The sequence below is a fragment of the Methylobacterium sp. E-045 genome, assembly GCF_022829685.1.
In the GTDB taxonomy this organism is placed as follows: Bacteria; Pseudomonadota; Alphaproteobacteria; order Rhizobiales; family Beijerinckiaceae; genus Methylobacterium.
In genome coordinates this window covers 54,830-68,938 of the sequence record NZ_JAKSYE010000086.1, presented here as the reverse complement: position 1 = coordinate 68,938, position 14,109 = coordinate 54,830, and the positions used below count along the sequence as shown (strand labels likewise).

General features: G+C 69.0%; 13 protein-coding genes. 5 read left to right on the top strand and 8 right to left on the bottom strand.

Going from position 1 to position 14,109, the window contains the following annotated elements; all coding sequences use genetic code 11:
* Positions 1–36: 36 nt before the first annotated feature.
* Positions 37–1,005 (top strand): ornithine carbamoyltransferase, encoded by a 969-nt coding sequence (gene argF, locus MKK51_RS15745; RefSeq protein ID WP_243978820.1) that lies wholly within the window; start codon positions 37–39, stop codon positions 1,003–1,005.
* Positions 1,006–1,372: 367 nt separating this feature from the next.
* The gene (locus MKK51_RS15740) at positions 1,373–2,371 is read left to right on the top strand and encodes an Hsp33 family molecular chaperone (RefSeq protein ID WP_243978818.1); all 999 of its coding nucleotides are present in this window, start codon (positions 1,373–1,375) and stop codon (positions 2,369–2,371) included.
* A 13-nt stretch (positions 2,372–2,384) separates the two neighbouring features.
* Here MKK51_RS15740 and MKK51_RS15735 read toward each other — a convergent pair whose 3' ends face one another.
* Together MKK51_RS15735 and MKK51_RS15730 are read right to left on the bottom strand one after the other, a co-directional pair.
* Entirely contained in the window at positions 2,385–3,515 is a 1,131-nt protein-coding gene (locus MKK51_RS15735) for a 2'-deoxycytidine 5'-triphosphate deaminase (RefSeq protein ID WP_243978816.1), read from the bottom strand.
* 102 nt (positions 3,516–3,617) lie between these two features.
* Positions 3,618–4,034: a hypothetical protein gene (locus tag MKK51_RS15730; RefSeq protein WP_243978813.1), complete on the bottom strand. Its 417-nt coding sequence runs from the start codon at positions 4,032–4,034 to the stop codon at positions 3,618–3,620.
* A 132-nt stretch (positions 4,035–4,166) separates the two neighbouring features.
* On the opposite strand from MKK51_RS15730, the gene apaG reads away from it, so the two are divergent.
* From apaG to speG, 3 genes are all read left to right on the top strand, one after another.
* Positions 4,167–4,559 carry a Co2+/Mg2+ efflux protein ApaG gene (gene apaG / locus MKK51_RS15725; protein ID WP_018044100.1) on the top strand — a complete coding sequence of 131 codons (393 nt, stop codon included), beginning with the start codon at positions 4,167–4,169 and terminating at the stop codon, positions 4,557–4,559.
* Between the two features lie 107 nt (positions 4,560–4,666).
* Complete coding sequence (gene argE / locus MKK51_RS15720) at positions 4,667–5,839, top strand: acetylornithine deacetylase (RefSeq protein WP_243978811.1); 1,173 nt, start codon at positions 4,667–4,669, stop codon at positions 5,837–5,839.
* 10 nt (positions 5,840–5,849) lie between these two features.
* Entirely contained in the window at positions 5,850–6,434 is a 585-nt protein-coding gene (speG, locus tag MKK51_RS15715; RefSeq protein WP_243978809.1) for a spermidine N1-acetyltransferase, read from the top strand.
* A 60-nt stretch (positions 6,435–6,494) separates the two neighbouring features.
* On the opposite strand, the gene MKK51_RS15710 is transcribed toward speG, so the two are convergent.
* From MKK51_RS15710 to tkt, 6 genes are all read right to left on the bottom strand, one after another.
* A complete protein-coding gene (locus MKK51_RS15710) occupies positions 6,495–6,818 on the bottom strand; it encodes a type II toxin-antitoxin system PemK/MazF family toxin (protein ID WP_243978807.1) in 324 nt (107 codons plus the stop codon).
* Positions 6,815–7,039, bottom strand: a complete 225-nt coding sequence (locus tag MKK51_RS15705) for an antitoxin MazE family protein (protein WP_243978806.1) — start codon at positions 7,037–7,039, stop codon at positions 6,815–6,817. Before MKK51_RS15705 ends, MKK51_RS15710 begins: the two co-directional genes overlap by 4 nt.
* Before the next feature lie 93 nt (positions 7,040–7,132).
* Positions 7,133–7,864 carry a 6-phosphogluconolactonase gene (pgl, locus tag MKK51_RS15700; RefSeq protein ID WP_243978804.1) on the bottom strand — a complete coding sequence of 244 codons (732 nt, stop codon included), beginning with the start codon at positions 7,862–7,864 and terminating at the stop codon, positions 7,133–7,135.
* 14 nt (positions 7,865–7,878) lie between these two features.
* A complete protein-coding gene (gene gnd, locus MKK51_RS15695) occupies positions 7,879–8,853 on the bottom strand; it encodes a phosphogluconate dehydrogenase (NAD(+)-dependent, decarboxylating) (protein WP_243978801.1) in 975 nt (324 codons plus the stop codon).
* Positions 8,854–9,036: 183 nt separating this feature from the next.
* Complete coding sequence (locus MKK51_RS15690; protein WP_243978800.1) at positions 9,037–11,892, bottom strand: bifunctional transaldolase/phosoglucose isomerase; 2,856 nt, start codon at positions 11,890–11,892, stop codon at positions 9,037–9,039.
* Between the two features lie 139 nt (positions 11,893–12,031).
* Positions 12,032–14,107 carry a transketolase gene (tkt, locus tag MKK51_RS15685; protein WP_243978798.1) on the bottom strand — a complete coding sequence of 692 codons (2,076 nt, stop codon included), beginning with the start codon at positions 14,105–14,107 and terminating at the stop codon, positions 12,032–12,034.
* Between the last annotated feature and the right edge of the window lie 2 nt (positions 14,108–14,109).

Below are 14,109 nucleotides of genomic sequence, written 5' to 3'. Positions count from 1 at the left end.
GCTTCGTCGCCGGACCGCGACGCCCGCACGACCGATATGCCCAACACGAAGAACGAGCTGATGATTCCCCAGACCAACGGGACCGCCGCCAGGCCCCGCCACTTCCTCGACCTGAAGGATTTCTCCGGCGAGGATCTGCGTGCCGTCCTGACCTCCGCGGCCGCGATGAAGGGCCGTCGCCGCAAGGGCGAGATCGCCGCCGAGCGCCCGCTGACGGGCAAGATGCTGGCAATGGTGTTCGACCGGCCCTCCACCCGCACCCGCGTCTCCTTCGACGTCGCCATGCGCGAGCTCGGCGGCGAGACCCTGATGCTGACGGGCAGCGAGATGCAGCTCGGCCGGGGCGAGACCGTGGGCGACACGGCCCGCGTGCTGTCGCGCTACATCGACGCGATCATGATCCGCATCCTCGACCACGACACGATGCTGGAACTGGCCGACTATGCCGACGTGCCGGTGATCAACGCCCTGACCAAGGTCTCGCATCCCTGCCAGATCATGGCCGACGTGCTGACCTTCGAGGAGCATCGGGGGCCGATCCAGGGACGCACCATCGCCTGGTCGGGGGACGCCAACAACGTGCTGGCCTCCTGGGTCCACGCGGCGGCACGGTTCGACTTCACCCTCAACATCGCCGCCCCCGTCGAACTCTCCGCCCCGCCGGCCCTGCTCGCCTGGGCGAGGGCCGAGGGCGCGCGCATCAACGTCACCACTGACGCCTTCGAGGCGGTGGACGGAGCGGATGCCGTCGTCACCGACTGCTGGGTCTCCATGGGCGACGACGACGAGCATTACCGTCACAACCTGCTGTCGCCCTATCAGGTCAACGCCAAGCTGATGGCGGCGGCCAAGGACGACGCGATCTTCATGCATTGCCTTCCCGCCCATCGCGGCGAGGAGGTGACCGCCGAGATCATGGACGGCCCGCGCTCGGTGGTGTTCGACGAGGCCGAGAACCGGCTTCATGCGCAGAAGGGCATTCTGGCCTGGTGCCTGGGGGCGTGAGGCCCGGTCCGGACGCGCTTGCCTCGACGCGCGGACGACGTTCGCGACGCACCCGACCGGGATTGGCCACATGCGCCGGTGGCGGAGGTCGCGTGCGACCAGGGCCGAAGGCCATGCGAAATGGCGGCCCCGTGTCTATATCGGGGTCCAGATGCACGATCGGCGGTTGAACGTCCGGCTCGTGGATGCCGAGGATCGCGATCCTCGCAGCGTTGCTCGCCCCCCGCGCGACCTCATCCTGAGGTGACGCGAAGCCGCCTCGGAGGAGGCCCCCGGCAGCCATCGCGCGGACTGGCGGGCTCCTTCGAGGCCTTTGCTTCGCTCCGGCACCTCAGGATGAGGTCGAGAATAGAGACATGGAGAGGCCATGACCTCCGGACACGAGATTTCCCCCACGATCATCGAGGGTGCCGACGACGTCGCCCTGCCGTTCTCGGTGGAAGCGCTGGATGTGCGCGGCCGCGTGGTCCGGCTCGGCCCCAGCGTCGACACCATCCTGCGCCGCCACGGCTATCCCGACCCGGTGGCGCGTCTGCTGGGTGAGGCGGCGGCGCTCACCGTGCTGCTCGGCTCGTCCCTGAAGTTCGAGGGCCGGTTCCAGCTCCAGACCAAGACCGACGGCCCGGTGGAGATGATCGTGGTGGATTTCGAGGCGCCCGACCGCCTGCGCGCCACGGCGCGCTTCGACGCCGCGCGGATCGAAGCTCTGGGGAGCGCCCCTCTCAGGGATGCCGACCTGATCGGGCAGGGGCATCTCGCCATGACCATCGACCAGGGCAACGATTTCAGCCGCTACCAGGGCGTGGTGGCCCTGGAGGGCCAGAGCCTGGAAGAGGCGGCCCATCAGTATTTCCGCCAGTCAGAGCAGATCCCCACCCAGGTCCGCCTCGCGGTGGCCGAGCAGTTCGCGGGCGGCGCCAAGACCTACCGCGCCGGCGGCCTGATGATCCAGTTCCTGCCGCAATCCATCGACCGCGCCCGACTCGCCGACCTCCCCCCCGGCGACATCCCCGAGGGCCACGCCCATTTCGATGCGGGCGCGGCACCGGAGGACGATGCCTGGGTCGAGGCGCGCAGCCTCGTCAACACGGTGGAGGACCACGAACTGGTCGATCCGGAGGTCTCCTCCGAGCGCCTGCTCTACCGGCTCTTCCACGAGCGCGGCGTGCGGGTGTTCGAGGCGCAGGCCGTCCACGAGCGCTGCCGCTGCTCGCCCGAGCGCGTCATGGGGATGATCCGCTCGTTCTCGCCGCAGGAACGCCGGGACATGGTCGCCGAGGACGGCCGCATCGGCATCACCTGCGAGTTCTGCTCGCGGCGCTACGACATCGACCCGGCCGAGGCGGAGAGCGATTCGGCGCAGTAGGGCGCCTTCGATCTCAGGCGAAGTGCTTCGACAGTTTCAGGCCCTGCGCCTGGTAGTTCGAGCCGGCATCGGCGCCGTAGAGGGCGGCGGGGCGCTCGGCCATGCGCTCGTAGACGAGGCGGCCAACGATCTGGCCGTCCTCCAGCAGGAACGGCACGTCCCGCGAACGCACTTCGAGCACCGCCCGCGCGCCTGCGCCTCCCGCCGCGGCGAAACCGAAGCCGGGGTCGAAGAAGCCGGCGTAATGGACCCGGAACTCACCCACCAGCGGATCGAACGGCACCATCTCGGCGGCGAAATCGGGCGGCACCTGCACGGCCTCCTTGGAGGCGAGGATATAGAACTGGCCGGGATCGAGGATCAGTGCGCCCGAGCCGTCGGCGGGCAGCGGCTCCCAGAAATCCGCGGTGCGGTGCCGGCCCGGCGCGTCCACATCGACGAGGCCGGTATGGCGCTTGGCGCGGTAGCCGATCAGCCCTTCGAAGCCGGCGAGATCCACCGAGACGGCGATGCCGCCCTGGAAGGACGGGGCGGCGGAGGCGACGAGCGGCGAGGCCGCATGAAGCGCGGCGAGTTCGGCGTCCGTAAGGCGCGGCTCGCCGCGACGGAACCGGATCTGCGACAGGCGCGAGCCGGTGCGGACGCGGACCGGAAAGGTGCGCGGCGAGATCTCGGCATAGAGCCGGCCGCTATAGCCGGCCTCCACCTGGTCGAAGGCCTGGCCCCGGTCGGTGATGACGCGGGTGAACACGTCGATGCGGCCGGTGGAGCTTTTCGGGTTGGCGCTGGCGGCCACGTCCGCCGGAAGGGCCAGGGTCTCCTGCAATTCAGCGATGTAGACGCAGCCGGTCTCCAGCACCGCGCCGGCGGTGAGGTCGATCTCATGGAGGGCGAAGGCCTCGATACAGGCCGAGACCGGCCGCGCACCGGGCAGGAAGCTCGTGCGCACCCGGAAGGCGCGGGAACCCAGGCGCAGGTCGAGGCTCGCCGGCTGGACCTGATCGGCCGCGAAGGGGGTTTCGGGGAGGATCGCGCCGGCCGCATGCAGGGCCTGGATCCCTTGCGCCGCCAGAATACCCCCGGCCTTCTCGCCGAGGGAAGGGGGCGGGCTCGTCGGCGCCGTGTCCTGCTTGGTATCCGGCATGGTCTCGCGTCGCCCGCTCCGCACTCGGCCGCCTTCCCCGGCTGGGGACCAGGAAACGCCGCATGATCCGGCGCACCATCCTACGGATCGCTGAAGGGGCCGTTAAGCCTCGTCCTCCCGCCCCGCCCGCAACACGATCCAGGCGACGACGAGGCGGGCGATGGCGCCCATGGCGATCAGCCCCGCCAGCGCACTCGCCACGGGGGGAAACCAGGCGGGCCGGATCAGGAGCGCCACGGCGAAGAGCACGGCACCAAGTCCCGCCGCCGGACCGAAGGCCAGGACCACGGAGGGCAGACCGGCGATCCGGGGCGCCGGGCCGCGCCGGGCCAGGAGCGCGCCCGCCAGCAGCGCGAAGCCGTCGAGCACCAGCGCTCCCCCCAGGGCGAGGGCGGCCCAGCCGTTCCGCTCCGGCGCGCTCCAGGCGAAGGCGGCGGCCAGGACAGCGATGGCGAGGCTGGCGAGGACGGCCCGGCTCGGAAACGGAGCGGGCAGGGGCGAGACGGTCTCCTCGACCACGGGGCACGACCTTCCGATTGGGGCGGGCAGCCCAGCATTCAGCACGATTGACGCGATTTCGCCCGGGACGTACCACGGCGAAAAGGCTATGTCGCTTATCGGTGGGCGACGGTACGGGAGGCTTTGAAGGCGATGTACAAGGCCCAGACGCGCGGCATCAGCGTGACCGTCCAGCCCCGCTTCGTCGAAGAGGAATCCTCGCCCGACGAGAGCCGCTACTTCTTCGCCTACACGGTCGAGATCGTGAACAACGGTTCCGAGCAGGTGCAGCTGCGCTCGCGCCACTGGCGCATCGTCGATGGCCGAGGCGAGACCCAGGAGGTGCGCGGTGCCGGCGTCGTCGGCAAGCAGCCGGTGCTCGGCCCGGGCGAGTCGTTCAGCTACACGAGCGGCTGCCCGCTCACCACGCCCGACGGATTGATGGCCGGCAGTTACACCATGTCGACCACCGCCGGCGAGAGCTTCGAGGCCGAGATCCCCGCCTTCTCCCTCGATTCGCCGCACGTCCGCCGCAGCGTCCACTGAGCGGGTTCACGTTGGCGGGCCAACGCTTCACCCTGCTTGGGTTTCTGCTCTGACGCAGGTGTTTGCCGCAGATCCGGGGGCCACTTTTGCGAAACCTGCTTAGGCCGATGTCCCGTGGCGGAGAGCGGTTGAGCACGCTCGACCTGCTGGCGCGCCTCGTCGCCTTCGACACGGAGAGCTCGCGCTCCAACCTCGCGCTGATCGACAGCGTCTGTGCCTATCTCGACGGCTGGGGCGTCAGCCATGTGCGCATCCCCAACGCCGCGGGCGACAAGGCGGCGATCTTCGCCACGATCGGCCCGATGGTGGATGGCGGCGTCGTCCTCTCCGGCCATACCGACGTGGTGCCGGTGACGGGCCAGGCCTGGACCAGCGACCCCTTCACCCTGCGGATCGCGGACGGGCGCGCCTATGGACGCGGCTCCGTCGACATGAAGGGGTTCTGCGCCCTGGCGCTCGCCGCCGTGCCGGACATGCTCGCCGCCGACCTCAAGCGCCCGATCCACATCCTGCTCTCCTATGACGAAGAGACCACCTGCCTGGGTGTGGCCGACACCATCGCCCGGTTCGGCAAGGATCTGCCCCGGCCGGGTGCGGTGATCGTGGGCGAGCCCACCGATCTCGACGTCGCCGACGCCCACAAAAGCATCGTGACCTATTTCACCACCGTCCACGGTCACGAGGCGCATTCGGCCAAGCCCATGCTCGGCGCCAACGCGGTGATGGCCGCGGCCGAGCTCGTCTCCGAATTGAACCGCATCGCCGACGTGATGATTGAGCGGGGCGACGCGTCCGGCCGCTTCGACCCGCCCTCCACCACCGTCCATGTGGGCACGATCTCCGGCGGCACGGCGCGCAACATCCTGCCCAAGATCTGCACCTTCCACTGGGAGTTTCGCGGCCTGCCCGATCTCGACCTGGGCGAGATCCCAGGCCTGTTCGCGGCCAAGGTCGAGGCGGTGCTGACGGGGCGGCTCAACCGCTACGGCGATTACGGGCGGATCGAGACCATCGAGGAGGTGGCGGTGCCGGGCCTCGCCCCCGAGCCGGGTTCCGAGGCCGAGCGCCTGACCCTGCGGGTGGCGGGGCGCAACCACACCATCTCCGTGCCCTACGCCACCGAGGCCGGGCGATTCCAGGTGGCGGGCATCCCCACCGTGGTCTGCGGACCCGGCTCCATCGACCAGGCCCACCAGCCCGACGAGTACATCACCCTCGCCGCCCTCGAGGCCGGCGAGGCGTTCATGCGCCGTCTCATCACGGAATGCGTGACCCCATGAGCCTCAAACCATGAGCAAGTTCGCTCCCCGCACCATCGCCGCCGACGGCCCGGTGAAGCTCCGACCGCTGGAGCGCGAAGACCTGATGTTCGTGCATCAGCTCAACAACAACGACAGCATCATGCGCTACTGGTTCGAGGAGGCCTACGAGTCCTTCGCCGAACTGGCGCAGCTCTACGAGCGCAACATCCACAACCAGACCGAGCGGCGCTTCATCATCGCCAATGCGGACGGCGAGCCGGCCGGTCTCGTCGAGCTCGTGGAGATCAACCACCTGCACCGGCGCTGCGAGTTCCAGATCGCGATCCATCCGGCCTTCCAGGGCCAGGGCTACGCCCCGCGCGCCACCCGGATCGCCATGGACTACGCCTTCAGCGTCCTCAATATCCACAAGCTCTACCTGCATGTGGACAAGGACAATGCCCGCGCCGTGCGCATCTACGAGCGCTGCGGCTTCGAGCCCGAGGGCATCCTCAAGGACGAGTTCTTCGTCAACGGCAAGTACCGCGACGCGGTGCGGATGTGCCTGTTCCAGCCCGCCTACCTCGCCCGGCGCGGCGGCGGCGACATTTCGGATCCGGTGCTGAAGTCGTAGCCGCCGATCCCGGACGGTCTCTCATCGGCCTCGTGCGATCGCCTCAGCGGCGATCCGCCCTCAGGCGATTGCCAAGAACACGGCCAGCGCCCGCGTCACCGCCAGCATCGTCTCTGTATCGAGCTGCCCGATCCGTGCCCCGATCTCCTCACGCTTCACCGACATGGCCTTGTCCACCATGACCTGTGAGCGCTTCTTCAAGCCATTGGCCTCACTCGGCTCGATGGTCGTGCGGATCAGGTGAGCCTCGGCCAGCGTCCCGGAAATCAGCAGCACCGTGACCGTGCCGGTCTCAATGAACGCGTCCGATTGGATGATGAGTGCTGGACGGGGTTTGCCGAAATCGCCGGGCATGGCGATGGTGACGAGATCGCCCCGCTTCATGCCTCGCGCTCAGGGAGCATATCGAGAAGCGCCGCCTCCATGAAGGCATCCAGCTCCCGATCGGCCGCATCTGCCGCCGCTACGACCCGAGCCTGTCGCCCGCATTCTTCGGCAAAGCCCGCCCTTCGGGTGTCGGGCACCCAAATCTGAATGGGTCGCAGGCCGGCCGCGCGGAGCGCATCACGGCGCTTGCTCACGCGCTGACGGACAGATGCCGACATGACGAGACCTTTCCCAAAGCGTTACATGTAACGTAACCTCCGCCTGCGACGATGCCAAGGGGCAGGACAGTCACGGACCGCCGGTCCTCGGTCTCAGCCGAGATCCGCCGCCGCGCGGTCGAGCAGCCATGTCAGGGTGCCGGTGCTGGAGATGTGACGCGCGGGCAGATCCTCGCCGCCGGCGATGTGGGTGAGGGGCTCGCGCTTGCCCGCCCCCGTCACGAGCACGAGGAGCTGGCGCGAGGAGGCGAGCGCTGGGAAGGTCAAGGTGATCCGCGGCACGAACGGCGAGAGCCCCGCCTCGGGCACGGCGGCGACCCAGGCCTCGCGCTCGTCCACGGCGGGCTTGCCCGGAAACAGGGAGGCGGTGTGTCCGTCCTCGCCGAGGCCGAGGAGCACGAGGTCGAAGAGCGGGCGGGCCGGGTCGAGACTATCGGCACCGTAGAAGTCCCGCAGGGTCTTCGCATAGACGGAGGCCGCCGCGTCCAGGGTCCCGTCGGTGGGGATGCCATGGAGATGGCCCTCCGGGATCGGCGCGTTCCCGAACGCCGTCCGGGCCATGTGCATGTTGCTCGCCTCATCCGTCCAGGGCACGAACCGGTCGTCCCCGAAGAACCAGTGCAGGCGCTCCCAGGGGAGGGCGCCGACATGATCCGGCCCGGCGAGCAGCGCGTAGAGCCGCTTCGGGGTCGAGCCGCCCGACAGGCAGACCGCGATGCGCTCCTGCCTGCTCTCGGCGCAGAGCGCGACCAGCCGGTCGGCCGCGGCGCGGGCGACGCTGTCCGCGTCCGGAAAGATCTCCGCGTTGTTGGGCAGTGGGATCATGGCGCGGCTCCGGGCTATTTCGGCTCGACGTGCCCGCCGAACCCCTTGCGCATGGCCGAGAGCAGCTTGTCGGCGTAGGACGCGTCCTCGCGGGAGCGGAAGCGGGCGTAGAGGGCTGCCGAGAGGACGTTGGCCGGCACCGATTCCTCGATGGCGGCGTTCAGCGTCCAGCGTCCCTCGCCGGAATCGGCGACGAAGCCGGAGAAGTCGGTGAGGGTCTCGTCGCCCGCCAGGGCGCCGGCCGTGAGGTCGAGGAGCCAGGACGAGACGACGCTGCCCCGCCGCCAGACCTCGGCGATGTCGCCGATGTTGAGATCGAAGCGCTGGCCCTCGGGCAGGTCCTTCGAATTGGCGTGTTTGAGAATATCGAACCCCTCGGCATAGGCCTGCATCAGCCCGTATTCGATGCCGTTGTGGATCATCTTGACGAAGTGGCCGGCCCCGCTCGGGCCGGCATGGATATAGCCCTGCTCGGCGCGGGGATCGCGGCCTTCGCGCCCCGGTGTCTTGGGGATCGTGCCGATGCCGGGCGCCAGGGTCCTGAAGATCGGGTCGAGCCTGTCGAGGGCGTCGGTGTCGCCTCCGATCATCATGCAATAGCCGCGCTCCAGGCCCCAGACGCCGCCCGACGTGCCGACATCGACGTAGTGCAGGCCCTTGAGCTTGAGTTCGGCGGCCCGGCGGATGTCGTCCTTGTAGAAGGAATTGCCGCCGTCGATGACGACGTCGTCCGCCTGCATCAGGTCGCCGAGCTTCGCCACCGTGGCCTCGGTGATGGCACCCGCCGGCAGCATCACCCAGGCCGCACGCGGCGCATCGAGTTTATCCACGAACTCTTCCAGGCTCGCAGCCCCGGTGGCGCCCTCGGCGACGAGGGCCGCCACGGCCTCCGGGTTCTGGTCGAACACCACGGCCGTATGCCCGTCGCGCAGAAGTCGGCGGACGATGTTGCCGCCCATCCGGCCGAGGCCGATCATGCCGAGCTGCATTGGGGATCTCCGTGCTTGGATTTCGGAACGTGCCAACTTGCCGTCGCCGGGCGCGGGTTCCCTCTCCTGGAAGGAGAGGGACGGGGTGCGGTGTGTGACCGATCCGGCCAGTCCGCGACCCTCACCCCAACCCTCTCCCAGACGGGAGAGGGGGCCCATCGCGGGTGTTCGGAGGCGGTGCGATTATCCGGCCAGGGCCGCCTTGATCGCCCCCGCGATGCGCTTGAGGCCGGCCTCCACGTCGCCGCCCTTGATATGGACGCGCAGCGCCCGGCGACCGCGCTCGGCCAGCACCGCGAAGTCGCCCCGTGCCTGGGCCGCCACGACGGTGCCGAAGCCCAGCGCCCGGCCGGGGATGGCGAGATCCTCGGACGGGTCGGCGGTGATCTGCAGGAACACTCCGGTATCCGGACCGCCCTTGTAGGCCTGGCCGGTGGAATGGAGGAAGCGCGGCCCGAATTCGAGGCAGGTCGCGACCTTGCGCTTGTCGCGCAGAGCGATGCGCGCCTCCTGCAGGATGGCGTGGTGCCCCTCGTTGCGGGCGACATAGGCCAGCAGCGCGGCGTAATCGCCGTCCTTGATCCGTGCGAGATGCGCCTTCAGTCCCGCCTCGAACCCCTCGGCGGTCTGCGGCAGCGCCCCGGCATTGGCGGGGTCGGCGTAGAGGGCGATGGTCTCGTCTTCGACGAGCGGCGTCTCGGAGGGCAGGGCCCCGCTCTTCTCGGCGGCGTCGAACAGCTTCTTCGTCTCGATCTTGCTCGCTTCCACGTCCGGCTGGTCGAACGGGTTGATGCCGAGCAGCGCGCCGGCCACCGCCGTGGCGATCTCGAAGCGGAAGAATTCCTGCGGCAGCTGCTCCTCGTTCGCCATGGTGATGTGGGCGACGGGGTGCCCCTCGCGCTCCAGGCTGCGCACGGCCTCGTCCTGCCGGGCATCCGCCCGGTTGTCGAGACGCAGGTAGACGAAGAAGCGGTCGCGGCCATAGACCGCCGGCACGCCCACCGGCTCGCCATCGACGGGGATGAGGCCCTTTCCGTCCTTGCCGGTGGATTCGGCGATGAGCTGTTCGGCCCAGGCGCCGAACGTGTCGATGCCCGGCGAGGCGATGAACGTCACCTTGTCGCGACCATCATGGAGCGCCGCCGCCGCCATGGCAGTGCCCAACAGAACGCCGGGATTCTGGGCGGGCGGCACGGCCGGGCCGCAGGAGCGGACCATGGTCCGCGCCGTGTCGAGGAACTGCTTCACGTCGATGCCGGAGGCCGCCGCCGGGACGAGGCCGAAGGCGGAGAGCACCGAATAGCGTCCGCCGATCTGCTTCACGCCGTGGAAGATCCGGCGGAAATTGTCGGCCTTGGCCGCCGCTTCCATGGCCGATCCGGGATCGGTGACGGCGACGAAATGCGCCCCCGCCCACTCGCCGACCAGGGCCTTCATCCGGCCGAGGAAGTAGTCGCGGAAGACGTTGGGCTCGAGGGTGGAGCCGGATTTCGAGGCGACGATGAACAAGGTCGTCTCGAGGTTCACCGCGCCTTCCGTGGCGCGAACCTGATCCGGGTCGGTGGAATCGAGGATGCGCAGGCGCGGGAAGCCCTCGCGGGTGCCGTAGGTCTCGGCCAGGACTTCCGGGCCGAGGCTCGACCCGCCCATCCCGAGGACGACCACGTCGGTGAAGCCCGTCTGGCGGACATCCTCGGCGAAGGCCTGGTACTCGGAGACGCGGGCGAGTTCGTCCTCGACGATGCGGAGCCAGCCGAGCCACTGATCCTCGTCGGCATTCGACCAGACCGTCTTGTCATGGGCCCAGAGCCGGCGGATCGAGCCCGAGGCGCGCCAGGATTCGACGGCCTTCTTCGCCTCCGCGCCGATGACATCGCCGAGGATCAGGGTCTGGCCGTCGAGCTTGGCGCCGAGGAAATCGGCGCGCTTGCCCGCCACCGCGCCGAGGAGCTTGTCGGCGGCATCGATGAAGAGCTGGACGCCCTCGTCCACGAGCGTATCGGCCACCGCACCGATGTCGATGCCGGCCTTGGCGAGACGCGCCATCACGGCCTCGGCGTCGCCGAGGTTCTCCTCGATGGCGGGCTTGACCGTGCCGTGGTCGCGGAAGGCGTCCATGGTGGCCGGCGGCATGGTGTTGACGGTATCGCGGCCGATCAGCTCCTCGACGTAGAGCACGTCGGAATAGGCCTTGTTCTTGGTCCCCGTGGAGGCCCAGAGCAGGCGCTGCGCCTTGGCGCCCTTCTGCGCCAGCGCCTGCCATGTCGGCTCGGCGAAGATGCGCTTGTAGCGCTGGTAGGCGAGCTTGGCGTTGGCGATGGCGACCTTGCCCTTCAGACCTTCCAGCTCCGCCTTCTCGTCGGGATCGTTGGCCTCGACGATCTTGGCGTCCAGCGCCTTGTCCACGGCGACGTCGATGCGACTGATGAAGAAACTCGCGACGCTGGCGACCTTCGAAACGTCGCCGCCCTTGGCGCCGAACTCCTCGAGGCCGGCGATGAAGGCGCGCGCCACCTCCTCGTAGGCATCCTGCCCGAACAGCAGGGTGACGTTGATGCTGATGCCGTCGGCCGTGAGCGCCCGGATCGCCGGGATCCCGGCGGGGGTGGCGGGCACCTTCACCATCAGGTTGTCGCGGGCCACGGTCTGGTGCAGGCGGCGGGCCTCTTCGAGGGTGTCCTCCGTGGACAGGGCGAGATACGGCGAGACTTCGAGGCTGACATAGCCGTCGGCCCCGTCGCTCTCGTCGTAGACGGGACGCAGGACATCGGCGGCGGCCTGGATGTCGGCGATGGCGCAGCCCTCGTAGAGGTCGATGACGCGGGCGTCGCCTGCATCCATGACCTCCTTCAGCGCGGCGTCGTACTCGCTGGAATCGCCGATCGCCTTCTCGAAGATCGACGGGTTCGAGGTCACGCCGCGCAGGCCGTCCTCGTCCACCAGCGCCTTCAGGCGCCCGTCCGCGATGAAGCCGCGGGCGACGAAGTCGAGCCACACGGCCTGGCCCTGTTCCGGGAAGAGAGCCTTGAGCGGGTTCATGCGAAAACTCCTCGTCGTGGTCGTCGTAAGCGGCGCGCGAAAGCCGGCGTCGTTGAACACTCGTTCTCAGGAAGCGCGCCTCCCCTCCCCACAAGGGGGAGGGGGACGTGCGTTCCGTCCTTCAGAAAACCCTCGATCCCTACTTCTTGTGCCGTGCGATCTGGTCGCGGGCGGCCTGCGCCACCTTCTCGGGGGTGAAGCCGAACTTGGTCTGCAGGTCCTTGATCGGTGCCGAGGAGCCGAAGGTGTGCATGCCGATGATCGTCCCGGACGAGCCGGAATAGCGGTCCCAGCCGATCACCGAGCCCTGCTCCACGGCGACGCGGGCCAGCACGTCCGGGATCAGCACGCTGTTGCGGTAGGCCTCGTCCTGGCGCTCGAACAGGTCCCAGGACGGCATCGAGACCACGCGGGCCTTCACCCCCTCGGCCTTGAGCGCCTCGTAGGCGGCGACGCAGAGCTGCACCTCGGAGCCGGTGCCGATGAGGATCACGTCGGGCGTGCCCTCGCTGTCGGCGAGCACGTAGGCGCCCTTGGCGGTGCCGGCCGCGCTGCCATAGGTCGCGCGGTCGAAGGTCGGCAGCGGCTGGCGGGAGAGGGCGAGCACCGCCGGCTGGTCCTTGAGGTTCATGATGACGCGATAGGCTTCCGCCACCTCGTTGGCATCCGCCGGGCGCAGGGTGACGAGGCCCGGAATGGCGCGCAGCGTCAGGAGCTGCTCCACCGGCTGGTGGGTCGGCCCGTCCTCGCCGACCCCGATGGAATCGTGGGTGAAGACGTGGAAGACCGGCAGCTCCATCAGCGCCGCGAGGCGGATGGGCGGACGCATGTAGTCGGCGAAGACCAGGAAGGTCGCGCCGTAGGCCCTGAGGCCGACGAGGCCGAGGCCGTTGACGATGGACCCCATGGCGTGTTCGCGCACGCCGAAATGGATGTTGCGCCCGCCCGGCTCGAAGGGCGACAGGGTGCCGGCCCCCTCGAATTCGAGCTTGGTCTTGTTGGAGGGCGCGAGATCGGCCGAGCCCCCGAGCATGTGGGGCACGTTCTTGGCGATGGCGTTGAGGACCTTGCCCGAGGATTCGCGCGTGGCCATGCCCTTGGCGTCGGCCGGGAAGACCGGGATGTCCCGGTCCCAACCCTCGGGCAGGCGGCCGGCGAGGAGGGCGTCGATCTCTTCCGCCAGCGCCGGTTCGGCGGCCTTGGCCTCCGCCATGAACCGCTCCCAATCGGCGAAGAGCGCAGCGCCGCGCTCGCCGATCCCGGCCTGGAAGTTCTCCTTGACGCCCTCGGGCACCAGGAACTGCGCGTCCTCGGGCCAGCCATAGGCGCGCTTGGCGGCCCTGACCTCGTCCACGCCGAGCGCGTCCGAATGCGCCTTCGAGGTGTTCTGCTTATTGGGAGCGCCATACCCGATGATCGAGTTGACGACGATCAGGGTCGGGCGGTCGCTGGACTGGAGGAAGGTCTCCAGGGCGGCGGAGACGGCGTGGACGTCGTTGGCGTCGGCCACCCGCAGCACCTGCCAGCCGTAGCCGAGGAAGCGCGTCGCCACCTCTTCCGAGAAGGCGAGCTCGGTATGGCCCTCGATGGTGATGGTGTTGTTGTCGTAGATCCAGCACAGGTTCGACAGGCGCAGGTGCCCGGCGATGGAGGCGGCCTCCGAGGCCACGCCCTCCATCAGGTCGCCGTCCGAGCAGATGGCGTAGACGTTGAAGTCGAACAGCGGCAGGTCGGGACGGTTCAGGGTCTCGCCGAGGAAGCGTCCGCCCATGGCCATGCCGACGGAGTTCGCGACCCCCTGGCCGAGAGGCCCGGTGGTGGTCTCGACGCCGGTGGTGAAGTGATATTCCGGGTGCCCCGGCGTCTTGCTATCGAGCTGGCGAAAGTTCTTGATGTCCTCGATGCTGACGGCCGGCTCGTTGCCGCCATCCGTCTGGGCGACGCCGGCGAGATGCAGCAGGCCGTAGAGCAGCATGGAGGCGTGGCCGGCCGAGAGGACGAAACGGTCGCGGTTGGGCCAGTGCGGATGAGCCGGGTCGTAGCGGAGATACCGGTTCCACAGGGTGTAGGCCACGGGCGCCAGCGCCATCGGCGCACCCGCATGTCCCGAATTCGCCTTCTGCACCGCGTCGATCGCCAGGGTGCGCAGGGTATCGATCGACAGCTTGTCGATCTCGCTCAGGGCCTCGGTCGGCCTGTTGTCGGCTCCGCTCATGG

What these genes read in the sequence shown, in the direction of transcription:
- argF (WP_243978820.1), top strand. Translation starts at nt 37, where the DNA reads ATGCCCAACACGAAGAACGAGCTGATGATTCCCCAGACCAACGGGACC.
- MKK51_RS15740 (WP_243978818.1), top strand. Translation starts at nt 1,373, where the DNA reads ATGACCTCCGGACACGAGATTTCCCCCACGATCATCGAGGGTGCCGAC.
- MKK51_RS15735 (WP_243978816.1), bottom strand. Translation starts at nt 3,515, where the DNA reads ATGCCGGATACCAAGCAGGACACGGCGCCGACGAGCCCGCCCCCTTCC.
- apaG (WP_018044100.1), top strand. Translation starts at nt 4,167, where the DNA reads ATGTACAAGGCCCAGACGCGCGGCATCAGCGTGACCGTCCAGCCCCGC.
- argE (WP_243978811.1), top strand. Translation starts at nt 4,667, where the DNA reads ATGTCCCGTGGCGGAGAGCGGTTGAGCACGCTCGACCTGCTGGCGCGC.
- speG (WP_243978809.1), top strand. Translation starts at nt 5,850, where the DNA reads ATGAGCAAGTTCGCTCCCCGCACCATCGCCGCCGACGGCCCGGTGAAG.
- MKK51_RS15710 (WP_243978807.1), bottom strand. Translation starts at nt 6,818, where the DNA reads ATGAAGCGGGGCGATCTCGTCACCATCGCCATGCCCGGCGATTTCGGC.
- MKK51_RS15705 (WP_243978806.1), bottom strand. Translation starts at nt 7,039, where the DNA reads ATGTCGGCATCTGTCCGTCAGCGCGTGAGCAAGCGCCGTGATGCGCTC.
- pgl (WP_243978804.1), bottom strand. Translation starts at nt 7,864, where the DNA reads ATGATCCCACTGCCCAACAACGCGGAGATCTTTCCGGACGCGGACAGC.
- gnd (WP_243978801.1), bottom strand. Translation starts at nt 8,853, where the DNA reads ATGCAGCTCGGCATGATCGGCCTCGGCCGGATGGGCGGCAACATCGTC.
- MKK51_RS15690 (WP_243978800.1), bottom strand. Translation starts at nt 11,892, where the DNA reads ATGAACCCGCTCAAGGCTCTCTTCCCGGAACAGGGCCAGGCCGTGTGG.
- tkt (WP_243978798.1), bottom strand. Translation starts at nt 14,107, where the DNA reads ATGAGCGGAGCCGACAACAGGCCGACCGAGGCCCTGAGCGAGATCGAC.